The organism is Actinomyces sp. HMSC08A09 (genome assembly GCF_001807465.1).
Classification (GTDB): Bacteria; Actinomycetota; Actinomycetes; order Actinomycetales; family Actinomycetaceae; genus Actinomyces; species Actinomyces oris.
This window is the reverse complement of record NZ_KV789126.1, coordinates 16,680-30,283: the sequence shown is the minus strand read 5'-3', so window position 1 is coordinate 30,283 and position 13,604 is coordinate 16,680. Positions and strand designations below refer to the sequence as shown.

Sequence of the window (13,604 nt, the reverse complement as noted above, 5' to 3'; positions counted from 1 at the left end):
GGGGAAGACACAGGCTCGGTCGCGGGCGCGCACCAGGTCGGCCAGACCGGCCGGGGGACGGTACCTGGTGCGTCCCACGTCGATCACGACTCCGCTTGCTGGGTCGGTGACCAGGCGTCTCCAGGTCCCGCCGGCGGCCAGGGCCCAGGCGGTCAGGGCCGGCACCGACGCGCTGCGCGCCCCAATGCGCACCTGAGCAACCCCGCCCGCAGCGGCGGAGCACGAGGCGGCGGCCTGGGAGGCGGGAGTGGCCGGGGTGGGTTCGGGCAGACTCCTCCCGCTGGAACCGGGCAGACTCCTCCCGTCAGCGGTGGGCAGGCTCCTGCTGCTGGTGGTGGGCAGACTTCTCCTGCTGTCCCGGGGTGCTGCACCGTTGAGAGGATCGGTCGTGACGGTGGGGTTCTGGTCTGGGGAGGCTCTGCCGGACTTCGGGTGGCGGGGCGCCTCGGAGCACTCACTGCCCCTAGGGTCACCTCTGCCGGTGGGGTCTTCTGGTGGTGCCAGACCAGCCAGGCTGGTCAGGGGGACGGTGACCTGGACGTCGATGTGGATGTTTTCGGGGAGGGGGAGGTGGCCGGTGTCTGAGGGGGTCCACCATGGGCTGGCGGACCCCACCAGGGAGCTCAAGGCCCCCAGAAGCCCTTCCAGGGGCACCCCGTCAGGCAGCAGACGACCCAGGGAGGCAGAACGCCTGGGAGGAGAGAACGAGGCAGGCACTGAACCCAGCTCACTCACACCGCCAAAGTCTCCAGTGCTGCTGCCGAGACCGCCACCACCGCCAGTGCCGCCACTGGTGTCGTCGTCGGGGGCTTGTGTGGGTCTGTGGTAGGCGGCTTGCTGGCTGGTGCGTAGTGTGGACAGGGTCATGGCGGTGATGGCGTCGGCGCGCAGCTGGGCTGGGGTGCGCTGCTCGCCGCAGGCCCTGGCGCTGGCGGCGATCGCGTCCAGGGTGGCGTCCAGCAGCAGCGCGTCCATGGTCGGTAGCAGCAGGCGGACCTGGGACATGCCCTCGCCGGCGGTCCTGGGACGCGTCACGCACCGCCGGGAGACATTGACTCGCACCCGCTCAGCATGCCCGGCGGGGTCGACCTCCATTAGGGCCCGCTCGATGTCGCGTCCCACCTGGGACACGCTGCGCCTGGGCGCCTGGGGCAGCACCCGCTCCTGAACGGCCAGTGCCACCGGGGCCGGCACCCCCTCCAAGCGGCGAGTCACTAAGGACGCCTTGGCTGCGTCCAGCACCCCGCACCGCTCCATGGCCTCGGTGGGCCCGAAACCGACGTCCATCAGCGCGCTGCCGTGGTCCACGATCTGCCCGGCTTGAGTTCGAGACAGCCCCAGGCGGGCCGATAGCAGGCAGGTGGTGTTGAACCGCCGCTCCTCGAACCCCACCACCGGTGAGACCGCACCGTCTGGGCCCCACTGACCCGGATGCGTCGACAGCTCGCCGCAATCCGTCAGGCACGCCGCCGCCAGGGCCTCACCCCAAGACGCCCACGCCACCAGCCGGTGACACGCCGCCGCCAGCTCTGCCAAACCTGCAGCGCCTAGAGCCATCAACCCGGACGAGGCGGCCTCCTCCACGCTCGCGACCCTGCGCACCTCCGCCACGGCCGCCAAGGCTGCATCACCGCCCGGCTCACCGGAGAACAGGCCCTCACTCTCAGCGGTCCCGACCTTGCCCGCCAAGTCCTCGGCGTCGACGGCGCTGCCGGCGTCCTCGCCATCGCTGCGGACGGGCACCAACAGGCGGGCCAACAACCCCTCCACCACGCCGGCCAGCGCCCCACCCGCCCCCAGGGGTGCCAGCAGGTCAGCGGCATCCTCTGTCGGCAATGGCGCTACCGGCTCCTCGGCAGGCGCACTCACCCCACCAGCCGCACCGTCGGCCGGGTCGTGAGGAAGCACACCGCTTTCGAACATACGTACAGTATACCCTCGTCTCCCGCCGCCCGCACGACGAATCACCCCCAGAAACCGCTGCAACAGCAACGAAAACCGAGGGTGCTGATCGTCTCGGCCGGAGAAGAGGACCCCGGGTCGCCCCTCGGGCCTATCTCCCCGCTCGTCTCTGGAGTGCTGATGCCGACTGATGGCTCGTCAAGGCCTCGCTCGCGAGGAAAGTCACTGCCGGCACTCCCGCGACCAGCCTGAGGGTGGACTTCGATTGCGGCCGGAGTGACGAGGTGGAGGCTGCGCTGCTCTGTCCCACCGGTACCTCTCCGACGTGACGCGGCTCAAAGCCGCGTTGTTGCCCACACCCTGGGGGAGCCCCTGCCTTCCTCCATAGACTGTGGCGCGGTACCCCGCCGTCATCGCCCGTCGCCCCGGACCGGAGCAACCGGTTCTCCTGGCAGTGGGAACGCGGGTGCCACGTCCACGTCCCCTGAAACAGGAACGAAGAACAGTGAACGCACGTCCTCTCAATGTCGCCGTCATCGGAGCAGGCCCCGCAGGCATCTACGCCTCGGACATCCTCTCGAAGTCGGGCATGGAGGTCTGTATCGACCTGTTCGAGCGGCTTCCTGCGCCCTACGGGCTGGTGCGCTACGGCGTCGCCCCCGACCACCCGCGCATCAAGCAGATCATCGTGGCCCTCTACAAGATCCTCCAGCGCGGGGACATCCGGCTCATCGGCAACGTCGAGGTCGGCCGTGACATCTCGGTGGCCGAGCTCCAGGAGCACTATGACGCCATCATCTTCTCCACCGGAGCCGACACCGACGCCCCCCTCGACATTCCCGGCGTCGACGCCCCCGAGTGCTACGGCGGCGCCGACTTCGTCTCCTGGTACGACGGTCACCCCGACCACCCGCGTACCTGGGACCTGAGTGCCAAGGAGGTCGCCGTCATCGGCGTCGGCAACGTCGCGCTGGACATCGCCCGCGTCCTGGCCAAGCACGCCGACGACCTCATGACCACCGAGATCCCCGCGAACGTGGCCGCCACGCTCCAGCAGTCCCCGGTCACCGACGTGCACGTCTTCGGTCGCCGCGGTCCGGCTCAGGTGAAGTTCACCCCGCTGGAGCTGCGCGAGCTCGGCAAGCAGGCCGACGTCGACGTTCTCGTCGACGAGGAGGACTTCGAGTACGACGAGGGCTCGCAGGCGGCCCTGGCCTCCTCCAACCAGCAGCGCCAGGTCGTCAAGGCCCTTGAGGGGTACGCGATGCAGGAGCCGGAGGACCTCACCGCCTCCCACCGCATCCACATCCACCTCTTCTCGGCGCCCCACGAGGTCCTCACCGACGACGACGGCCACGTCGTCGGCCTGCGCACCGAGCGCACCCGCCTGACCGGCGACGGCAACGTCACCGGCACCGGCGAGTACCGCGACTGGCCCGTCCAGGCCGTCTACCGCGCCGTCGGATACGCCTCCAGCGCCATCGAGGGCCTGCCCTTCGACGCCGAGCGGCACGTCGTCCCCAACGAGGGCGGCCGTGTCCTCGGCGAGGACGGCAAGCCCCTGACCGGCCTGTACGCCACCGGCTGGATCCGCCGCGGCCCCGTGGGCCTCATCGGCTCCACCAAGTCCGACGCGCAGGAGACCATCACCAACCTCGTGGCCGACGCCAACGCCGGCCTGCTGCACGCCGAGACCAGCGACGAGGCCCAGGTCGGTCACGACGCCATCATCGCCCTGCTGGAGTCCCGCGGCATCCCCTTCACCAACTGGGAGGGCTGGGAGCTGCTGGACGCCTACGAGCGCGAGCTCGGCGAGGGCTACGGTGAGGTCGTCGTCACCGGAGGGGAGTCCAAGCCGCGCGAGCGCGTCAAGGTCGTCTCCCGCGACGCCATGACCGCGATCTCCCGCTCCACCGAGGTTCCCGAGGACCTCATCGGCCAGCCCGAGACGGGCCGCGTCCCCGAGCGCGTCGCCCACCGGCTCTGAGGAAGCGGGGGAGGGGCGGCCGGGAGGTCCCGGAAGACCGGGCGGACTGGTTCACCGCACCTCGCCCCGTCGTTGCGCCCTCAGCCCGCTCCCGCGCCCTCGGCCCGCTGTTGCGCCCTCATCCTCGCAGTTTGAGGGCGCGGGAGCGGGCCGAGACGGTTTCTGCGGGCCGACGGCGCGAGAAGGGGCGGCTACAGCGCGCAGGGACGTTGGGGGCAGCGCTCCGGCGGTGCTCTCGAGGGTCCAGGGTCGCTCAGGAGCGCCCAGCGCCGCTCTGGACGTCCCACTTGGGTGCGTGCCGGAGGCCAGTCCCCGCCCGCGATCATCCAAGATCGGGCACGACGGGCGGCCAAGTCATATCCGCGCTGCCCACTCGTGGGCCGCGATCGGCGACTGTCTCCGTCCCGGCGCAGATCCGCTCCTCGCATCATTGCTCCAGGTGAGCCCGGGGCCGCCGAGGCGTCGCAGATGGGCCTCGGCTTGCTGACACAGCCTCCTTGAAGGAGTCGCGACCGTCATACTTTCGGATGAGTTTGGCGGTGCCAAAGGGCGATGTAGTACACCTAAGTCCGCACGAATGTGCGATACGCGGGGAACTTCCGCATGGTGCGCGATCCCCTACCCGTGGTACTCTGGAGCGAAATCGATCGGATGGTTGGCGCTGAAGGTGTGATTGGGGAGAGGCCTGTTGCCTGGGTGGACAAGGCTTCTCGCCTGTCGACGCTATGGCTGGGCGTCTACGTCATGCTGTTTCTCACGATGTTGATCAATGGGTTGCTATGGCTGCTGGGGTATCTCGCTTCAGACGTGGCTTCAGAAAGGCTCAATGGAGGCGGAGGCCTCGTCCTGGCGGCGACGTTAGTTGTCAGTAATCTGCTCATCCATGAGGCTGGTCATGTCCTGGCGTTGCGATGGTGCGGAAGGCGTCCTGACAAGGTGGGATTCAAGATGAACTATTGGGTCATGCCGGCATTCTTCGTTAGAATGAATCAGGTATCCCTTCTCCCTAGAAGGGAAAGGCTGCTCTGCCACTCTGCCGGACTCTTCGCTAACTTGATCGCCGTGAACCTGCTCGTATTGTGCCAGGAAGTTCTGGGCCTGGGTGAGGAGGGGAGATATGGAACTGCCTTGGTGATGATCTTTGTCGCCACCAACTTGTTGCCCTTGTGGAATGCGGATGGTCAACGTACGCTATTGGCGTGCTTCGATCTTGAGGAAGTCGAGGGCTGGTCGGATGCGCCAAAGCCCATTCTGGTTCTGAGGATTGTCTCGCTCGGGGTATTGGCCTATATTATCATTTTCGTTGTCGTGTCGTTCCTATGGAGGTGATCTGGATATGGGTGATATTGTTGTTGAAGGGATTCGCCTTTCGGTGTCTTACGGCAAGCATCGTGCGGTCTCGGACATGAGTTTTAGAGTAGACGCGGACGATGGTGTTGTCGGCATGTTTGGCCCGAACGGTGCCGGGAAAACCACGTTGTTCAAGACGGTCTGTGGCGATATTGGGAGATATGACGGTGCGCTGAGGTGCCCCAGTCGAGATGAGATCGCCTATCTACCAGATAAGCCGTTCTTGTTCTCCTGGATGACAGTTGGGCAGGCAATTGATCTGTTTAGCGCGAGGCACCAGGATTTTCGCGATGATGTCGCGGAAGAGTTTCTCGCTGGGTCCGCGATTAAAAGGTCGGCGCCTGTGGGAAGCCTTTCGAAAGGGATGTCGGAGCGCTTGCATCTGGCTCTGATCATGGCGAGGCGGCCAAGACTATATGTCTTGGATGAGCCGTTAGCTGGCGTCGATCCCCTGACTCGTGATCGCTTGATCGAGAACATCATCGAAGTTCGATGTCAGGAGGCTCCAATGTTGTTGAGTACCCATCTGATCGAGGGGGTTGAGCGCGTCTTCGACGCTGTCATGATGGTGGTGGACGGGCGGCTGCTCCGCTCTGGAAAGGTTGCCGATGTTCGGCGGATCGGTGATGGGTCCCTCGAGATGGCATTTAAACGTTTGGTGGCCGCACATGAATGATTTGAGGATGGTCCTGCGTCGTCATGGACGGTTCTTCCTGCCCATCTTGGTACTCGCGTTGGTCGTTGCTGTCGCAGGGCGGGTGGGATCTGGGCAAATGGTGGCACAGATGCACGCGCTGGGTGTCATGCTGCTCTCATTCGGAGCGTCATTGTATGCGCTAGATTACTTGGTGCGGCATGTGGCCCTTTGCAGTGAGAGGATCTTCTTCCTCTCTCCACTGCCGAGATGGAAGATGGCGGGTTTGCACGGTTGTGTTCTCTGGTCGTTTTTGATGGTTTTGTACGCCGTCGTTAGCCTTCCGGATTCTGGTCGAGGCGAGACTAGTTGGAGTGCGGTGCTCCTAGGGCTCATCGCAAAGGGGGTCGCTCTAGCCTGTGGCATGTTGATGATGCTCATAGGCGCTTCTGCTGGCAAGCGGGTCGCCGGGCCTGGTATGGCGCGCTCGGTCTCATGGGGCATGTTCGTCTTTATGCAGATTCTTGCGTTCGCGACGCTGTATTTCTCCCTCGTCAGGCGTTTTACTGATCACTGGGTCGTGGGCGCAGTGACTGGTGATGATTTCTCGTACTACTATCTCGGAATGATCCCGCTTCAGGGGCAGTACGTGGTGGATCCTGAATATCGGATGCTTCAGCTAGTCTGCGCGAACGGCGTGCTCCTGGCGCTTCTGGTCGGGGTGTGTCTCCTCATCGGGAGGACGCGGCAGAATTATCTGGAGAAGTAGAGCGCGATCAGTCGGTGAATGCTGTCCTGGGACAAGCGGTCGTGTCGTGGTCGCATCGTCGGGTGCCTTGAGCACCAGTGGTTGCGCCTAGCACCTTCGGGCGCGGTGAGAACGCAACCCAAGGTGCCAGGCGCAACCACCGGTGCAGAATGTCGCCGCCGGTGCCACGCGCGCCTGACGTCACCGCTTCCAAACTTCGCCCAGATCGTTCCAGGACGTCTGAGACGCCAACACCGTCCCAGATGTCCTGACACACCACAGTCTTGATCCTGATGTCCACCGGTCTCGCGCGCGTAACTCGGGGCGACTGCACAGGGCGCGCACAGGTGGCTCCGCTACTCTGACGGCATGTCGGCGATCTACCGAGGCACCAACCACCACAACGGCCTGAAGACCACCGCCCTCCTGGGCGGCATGTGGGGCCTGCTCATCCTCATCGGCTACCTGCTCACCTGAGTTGCACAGGTTGGGGTGGTTTGTGTTTCAGGGGGGGGTTGTTCGTTGGGATTGTGGGGGTGGGGTGGTTGTTTCGGGGCACTAAGGCGGCGGTAAGATCTGGTGGGTGAGTCCGTACCTGCGTCAGGTTAAGACAGTCTCGGGGGCCACGGCCGTGCAGGTCGTGGCCAAGGACCATGGTGTGCGCCGGATCGTGGAGCACCTGGGGTCGGCCAGGCCCTGGACCTCCCCGCGGCCGGTGCCGGAAGGGCGTCGTCACCGACACGGAGAGGAAGAAGCCCGATGAGAACCCGCCGCATCCGCTTCGCCGGCGGAACCAACCGCTGGGCGCATGACCTCTACCTGCGTGCCTTCCCCGAGGATGAGCGCATTCCCTGGGCGCTCATCCACGTGCTCAGCCTGCGCCGCGGCGTCGACCTCGTCGCCTGGTGGGACCAGCCCGCCGGACCGACCCGTGCGGCCCGCCCGGATCCTGTCGCCCTGACCTGGACCGTGCGTCGCCCCGGCTCCCGCCTGCTCTACCTCTTCTACCTCGCCGTCGACGACGCCGCACGCGGCCGTGGCGTGGGCACCCGCCTCCTGGCTGAGCTCGAGCGCCGTCACCCCGGTTGCACCATCGTCCTGGATATCGAGCCCGTCATCGCCGAGGCCGACAACGCCGAGCAGCGACGCCGTCGGTTCTCCTTCTACGAGCGCTCCGGCTTCCGCGACACCGGGTACGCGGTCCAGGACTCGACGGGGGAGTACTGGACCCTCGCGCGTGAGGCGCCGGGAACCACCTTCGATCCCGACGACTTCCGCGACACCCTGAGCTGCCTGGACTGCGGCCTCATCACCGCGCGAGTGGTCCCGCGACAGCAGACATAGGTCAGACACAGGTTCATCCCATAGTCTCCACCCATGACAAGGACTCACCACTACAACGGTCTCAAGACCGCCGTCCTCCTGGGCGGCATGTGGAGCCTGCTTCTCCTGCTCGGCTACGTGCTGGCCCGGGGGACCGGCTCCGCCATCTGGCTGGTTATCGCGCCGGTCATCGGCCTGGTGCAGACCGCCCTCGGCTTTTGGAACTCCGACAAGATCGCCGTGCGCTCCATGGGCGCCATCGAGGTCACCGAGGCCCAGCAGCCTCAGATGTACGCCATCGTGCGTGAGCTCTCCGCCGCTGCCGGCCAGCCCATGCCGCGCCTCTACGTGGCCCCCACGATGAGCCCCAACGCCTTCGCCACCGGTCGCAGCCCCTCGCACGCCGCCGTGTGCTGCACGCAGGGCATTCTCCAGCTCCTCAACGAGCGTGAGCTGCGCGGCGTCCTGGGCCACGAGCTCTCCCACGTCTACAACCGCGACATCCTCACCTCCTCGGTGGCCGCGGGCATCGCCGGCGTCATCTCCTCTATGGTCACCATGGCCATGTGGTTCGGCGGCGGCAACCGGCGTGACCGGGACGGCGGCAACATCATCGCCGTCCTGCTGCTGGCCCTCCTGGCGCCCCTGGCCGCCGCCATCACCCAGTTCGCCATCTCCCGGACCCGCGAGTACGACGCCGACCACGACGGCGCCGAGCTCACCCAGGACCCGCTCGCCCTGGCCAGCGCGCTCAGCAAGCTCGAGTCCGGAATCTCGCGCGTGCCCATGGGGCAGGACCCACGCCTCGAACCGGTCTCCTCCATGATGATCGCCAACCCCTTCGGGAGCCTGCGCAACCTCTTCGCCACCCACCCGCCCATGGACAAGCGCATCGCCCGCCTCGAGCAGATGGCCGGGTACTGACAGTGCCACTGACCGTCGTCGGCGGACTACCGGCAGTCGGCAAGACCACCGTGTGCCGGGAGGTCCTGCGCCTGCGGGCCGAGGCGCGGCCGCGGAGTCGACCACCGACCTGGTTGCGCATCGACTCCATCGAGCAGGCTCTGCGGGACAGCGGTGAGATGCTCCCCGGTATGCCCGCGGGCGCCGGATACTACGTAGTTGCCGCTGTGGCCCGGGACGTCCTGGACTCGGGCGGGGACGTCCTGGTCGAGTGCGTCAACCCGCTGCCCCTCACCCGCCGCCTGTGGGAGGAGACAGCCTCAGACCTGGGCGCTCGGTCTCTCGCCGTCGAGCTCATCTGCTCCGACGAGGCCGAGCATCGGCGCCGCGCTCAGCAGCGGGTGAGCGACATCAAGGGACTTGAACTGCCGGGGTGGCAGGAGATTACCCGCCGCGACTACGCCCCCTGGCCCGAGGCCGACCTCCGCCTCGACACCGCCCGTCTCACCGTCACCGAGGCCGCCCGGGCCATCGTCGACCTCGGCCCCGCGGATGGAACCCGATGACGGTGGACAGGGGAGTGGACACTCCACCTCCCACTGGAACCGACGACGACATCGCCCCACGCATCAGAGCCGCCGCCGACGCCGGCGAATTGCGCGGCGTGACGACCGGACCGGTCGAGCGGCTGGGGACCGGTGAGAGCTACACCGCCTGGCGAGTCGGCTCCGGGGAGCAGGCCCGGGTCCTGCGCCTTCCACGACGCCCGCCCCATGACCTGCCCCGCTCCATGCAGGCCGAGTTCGAGGTCCTCAGACGCGTCCCGCCCGAGCTGGGAACCAGTGCCGTCGTCCTGGAGCCCGGCAGCGACAACCCGCTCGGCACCCCCTACATGGTGACCACCCACGTCCCCGGTCGGGCCCTGCGCACCGCCGACTGGAACCGGCGGCTCGCCACCGCCCTCGCCCACCAGATCGCCCGCCTGCACGAGGCACTCGCCACCGCCACCGCCACCGCGCCGTCGGCCGCCTTCGTGCCGAGCGCCGACGAACAGGGGGAGGAGCTGGTGACCTGGTGGGGAGAGCATCATCCGCAGACCCTCACCGACCCCCGCGTCCGCCCGCTCCTGCCCGCCTGGCGCCGTGAGCTCGACCGCCTCGCCCCGGCCTTCGAGGCGGTCCCCATCCACCCGATCATCCACGGCGACGTCGTCGCCCCCAATGTCATCCTCGGACCCGACGGCCTGCCGCGACTCATCGACTTCGAGTGGTCCGGGCCCGGCGACACCGCCAAGGACCTGGCCCTCATCGGGGGCCGGGTGACCGGTGGGCCCTGGTACCTGCCCATGACGCCCGACGACGTCACCGCCTTCGTCACTGAGTACTCTCGGTACTCGCGGCGCTCGCGGCTTGCGCAGGACACCGGTGCCGCCGACCCGCAACGGCTGCTGGAGCGCCGCGACGCCTATGAGCTCCTCGACCGCCTGGGCAACCTCCTGTACTGCCTCAGCCGCCCCGGCGAGTCCCGCTACGGCAGATGGGCCGATGAGCTCGCTCGCAGCCTGACCGCTCGACTCGGTGGCTGAGCCGCCCGCTTCAAGGCAGTGTCGGGATAGCCCCACCTTGGCCTCGCCAGGTGGCAGGATTGGGCGTGATTCCGGCCCTGAGGAGGATATGAGTCATGAACCGATCAGCATGGGCCGCGCGCTACCGCCAGCTCGGCAGGGACGCCGCCTTCCTCCTCCTCAGCGGGCCACTGAGCCTGCTCGCCTTCAACCTCGTGCTTCCGCTGACGGTTGCCGGCACCGGTACCGTCATCATCGGGGTCGGTCTCCTCCTCCTGGTCCTGGCACTGAGCATCGCCGGAGGCTTCGCCAACCTGGCCCGCCTCGGCGTGGCGCGCCTGGACGAGCGTGAGCCTAGGCCGGGCGGCTATCTGTCTCCTGTTCCGGAGGCTTCCGCGCGCCGTCGGCTCTTGCGACGCCTGCGCGACCCCCAGCGCTGGGTGGACCTGCTGTGGGTCATCGTCTACTTCCCGGTGTCCCTCATCACCTGGATCCTCACCGTCGTGTGGCTGGCCCTGGCTGTGGGTGGCTTCCTCGCCCCTATCGCCGATGTCATTACCGAATCAATCCTTGGAGACCAACGCCAGGGTCTGTCCGATCTTCTGGGCCTGTACCCGCCCCTGCTCTGGGATGTCGTCATCGATCTCGCCTGCGGCATCATCTTCTCCCTGACCGCCCCCTTCGTCCTACGGGGCCTGGCCGCCATGCAGACAGGACTCATCCGCGGCATGCTCTCCTGGCGCAGTGAGGTCAGCCGCCTGCAAACCTCCCGTGCCGCCGTCCAACGGGCCGAGGCCGACACCCGCCGCCGCCTGGAGCGCGACATCCACGACGGCCCCCAACAGCGCCTCGTACGCCTGCGCATGGACCTGGCCCGGGCCCAGCGCCAGGCCGAGAAGGACCCGGTGGCAGCCTCCGCGATCATCCGGGGCGCCATGGATCAGACCCAGCAGACTCTCGACGAGCTGCGCCAGCTCTCCCGCGGTATCGCCCCACCGGTCCTCATCGACCGTGGCCTGGCGGCCGCCATCACCGAGGCCGCCACCCGCTCCTCCGTCCCCGTCACCGTGAGCACCGAACTGCCCGACCTGCCCGACCACGTCTCCCAGGCCGCCTACTTCGTGGTCAGTGAGGCGCTGGCCAACCTCAACAAGCACTCCGGGGCCACGGCCGCCGGCGTCGATGCCCGTATCGTTGACGGCGCCCTGCTCGTGAGGATCAGTGACAACGGCATCGGAGGGGCCTCGACCGCCAAAGGACATGGCCTGGCCGGCCTGGTCGAGCGCCTCAACGGGGTCGACGGTAGGCTCTTCATCACGTCCCCGACCGGCGGACCGACCACACTGGAGGCGAGAATCCCGTGCGCGTTCTGATCGCTGATGACTCCGTCCTCCTGCGCGAGGGACTGGCACTCATCCTGGCCGACGGCGGCCACGAGGTCGTCGGGGGAGTGGGGGACGGTGAGGCCCTCGTGAGCGAGGCCCTGCGGCTGCGGCCCGACGTCGTCGTCGCCGACATCCGCATGCCGCCCTCCCACACCGACGAGGGACTGCGGGCCACCACCCGCATCCGCGCCCAGTGGCCGGGTGCACCCATCCTGCTGCTGAGCCAGTACGTCGTCGCAGGCTACCTGCCCGAGCTCCTGGCCGACGGCGGCGGCGCCCTGGGCTACCTCCTCAAGGATCGGGTCGGCGACATCGACGCCTTCCTCGGTGCGGTCGAGCGGGTGGCGCGCGGCGAGCTCGTCCTGGACCCCGACGTCGTCTCCCAGGTCCTCCAGCGAGGTCGGCGCGATGACCCGCTCACCGAGCTCACGCCCCGCGAGCGGGAGGTCCTGGCCCTCATGGCCGAGGGCCACACCAACGCCGGCATCGCCACGATCATGGTGGTCACCGAGGGGGCCGTGGAGAAGCACACCCAGCGGATCTTCGCCAAGCTCGGCCTGCTGCCCGACGCCGCCGTCCACCGCCGCGTCAAGGCCGTCCTGACGCTGCTGTCGGCATAGCCGCAGGCGAGGGCTCGGGACGTTACTGGGGATCCTTGCCCGCCATGATGAGCTTCACCTCGTCGTCGGTGAGGTTGTAGTTGAGATAGGTCTTGTAGAAGGTCTTCACCTTCTCCTCGATCTTGAGGTCGGGGAAGAGCTCCGGGTGGAGGAGGGCAGAGACCCACTGCACCTGAAGAAGCTCCTCAACACCGTAACGGTCCCAGCCGAAGACACCCTTGGGGTTGACGTAGACCTTCTGATTCTGAACGGCTTTGATGCTCGCCCAGTTGGGGTCATTGAGGATCTTCTCAGCCTCTCCGGCCTTTCCCGTGATGATGACATCGGGATTCCAGGTGAGTATCTGCTCCATCGTGAACTGGGCCTGGGCGTTGCCCTTCGTCGAGGTGTCGACGGCGTTCCGCGCACCAGCCGTCTTGATCCACTCGTCGATGATGGTGCCGGTACCGTCGAGGTTGAGGGTGTAGACGCTGTTGCCGTGCATCACCGTGGGGCGCTGCTCATCGCTCAGGCCGTCGGTCTTCGCCTTGACGTCCTTGACCGCCTGGTCCAGTTCGGTGTTGTACTTCTCGGCGATCCTGGGGGCGTCCCCACCGAAGACCTTCGCTGTCATGGCGATGGACTTCTTCATCTCCTCATAGGTCTGGAAGTTGCAGTTAACGACTGGGATGCCGACCTCTTTGGCCTTGTCCCGCAGCGTCTCCTTGGAGTCGAAGATGACTTGGGGATTCAGTGCTGCCAGGTCCTCGAAGTTGAAGTCGTCCCCGAAAGTCGAGGTCGCCTTCGACATGTTCGGGCAGACCTTGTACATCCAGGGGAACTTCTTGGGATCACAGTGCGTGGCGACGAGCCCCTTGGCTCCGGTGAGCATGATCGTCACCTCGTTGTGGGCGTACCAGCCGTCCGCGTAGGCGGTCGGATTCGTGGGCACCTCGACCTGCTTGCCGGCCATATCAGTGATGGTCTGCGTGCCGCCTGAGGGTGAGGCGCTGCCGCCCGCCTTGGAGGACTTGGAGCCGCAGGCCGCCAGCAGGCTCAGCCCGACGGCGCTCCCGGCCCCGGCGCCGGCGAGCTTGAGCAGGTCTCGGCGGGATGGTGACGAGAAGACGGTTGAGGGGGTGGATGATGAACGCAGCGAAGTCATGAATGCTCCTAAGAAGTGGAAGGCTGCGGTGATTGATGGAGTTA

General features: G+C 66.9%; 12 protein-coding genes. 10 read left to right on the top strand and 2 right to left on the bottom strand.

Going from position 1 to position 13,604, the window contains the following annotated elements; all coding sequences use genetic code 11:
• Positions 1-1,923: DUF222 domain-containing protein (locus tag HMPREF3165_RS08115; RefSeq protein ID WP_070512307.1), on the bottom strand; the 1,923-nt coding region annotated here is incomplete at its 3' end.
• Positions 1,924-2,407: 484 nt separating this feature from the next.
• Here HMPREF3165_RS08115 and HMPREF3165_RS08110 point away from each other — a divergent pair.
• From HMPREF3165_RS08110 to HMPREF3165_RS08065, 10 genes are all read left to right on the top strand, one after another.
• Entirely contained in the window at positions 2,408-3,889 is a 1,482-nt protein-coding gene (locus HMPREF3165_RS08110; RefSeq protein ID WP_003787128.1) for an FAD-dependent oxidoreductase, read from the top strand.
• 603 nt (positions 3,890-4,492) lie between these two features.
• The gene (locus HMPREF3165_RS08105) at positions 4,493-5,218 is read left to right on the top strand and encodes a hypothetical protein (protein ID WP_003787126.1); all 726 of its coding nucleotides are present in this window, start codon (positions 4,493-4,495) and stop codon (positions 5,216-5,218) included.
• A 7-nt stretch (positions 5,219-5,225) separates the two neighbouring features.
• Complete coding sequence (locus HMPREF3165_RS08100; RefSeq protein WP_070512292.1) at positions 5,226-5,915, top strand: ATP-binding cassette domain-containing protein; 690 nt, start codon at positions 5,226-5,228, stop codon at positions 5,913-5,915.
• Between the two features lie 382 nt (positions 5,916-6,297).
• A complete protein-coding gene (locus HMPREF3165_RS13840; protein WP_256275230.1) occupies positions 6,298-6,642 on the top strand; it encodes a hypothetical protein in 345 nt (114 codons plus the stop codon).
• A 738-nt stretch (positions 6,643-7,380) separates the two neighbouring features.
• Entirely contained in the window at positions 7,381-7,965 is a 585-nt protein-coding gene (locus tag HMPREF3165_RS08090) for a GNAT family N-acetyltransferase (protein ID WP_003787117.1), read from the top strand.
• A 33-nt stretch (positions 7,966-7,998) separates the two neighbouring features.
• Positions 7,999-8,868: a zinc metalloprotease HtpX gene (htpX, locus tag HMPREF3165_RS08085; RefSeq protein WP_009407174.1), complete on the top strand. Its 870-nt coding sequence runs from the start codon at positions 7,999-8,001 to the stop codon at positions 8,866-8,868.
• Between the two features lie 2 nt (positions 8,869-8,870).
• A complete protein-coding gene (locus HMPREF3165_RS08080) occupies positions 8,871-9,413 on the top strand; it encodes a P-loop nucleotide/nucleoside kinase family protein (protein ID WP_070512290.1) in 543 nt (180 codons plus the stop codon).
• The gene (locus HMPREF3165_RS08075) at positions 9,410-10,432 is read left to right on the top strand and encodes a phosphotransferase family protein (RefSeq protein ID WP_040321442.1); all 1,023 of its coding nucleotides are present in this window, start codon (positions 9,410-9,412) and stop codon (positions 10,430-10,432) included. The genes HMPREF3165_RS08080 and HMPREF3165_RS08075 overlap by 4 nt, the downstream gene beginning before the upstream one ends.
• Before the next feature lie 95 nt (positions 10,433-10,527).
• A complete protein-coding gene (locus HMPREF3165_RS08070; protein WP_070512286.1) occupies positions 10,528-11,784 on the top strand; it encodes a sensor histidine kinase in 1,257 nt (418 codons plus the stop codon).
• Entirely contained in the window at positions 11,772-12,416 is a 645-nt protein-coding gene (locus tag HMPREF3165_RS08065) for a response regulator (protein ID WP_070512283.1), read from the top strand. The genes HMPREF3165_RS08070 and HMPREF3165_RS08065 overlap by 13 nt, the downstream gene beginning before the upstream one ends.
• Positions 12,417-12,438: 22 nt before the next feature.
• Here HMPREF3165_RS08065 and HMPREF3165_RS08060 read toward each other — a convergent pair whose 3' ends face one another.
• Positions 12,439-13,560 carry an ABC transporter substrate-binding protein gene (locus HMPREF3165_RS08060; protein WP_176747030.1) on the bottom strand — a complete coding sequence of 374 codons (1,122 nt, stop codon included), beginning with the start codon at positions 13,558-13,560 and terminating at the stop codon, positions 12,439-12,441.
• Positions 13,561-13,604 lie beyond the last annotated feature (44 nt).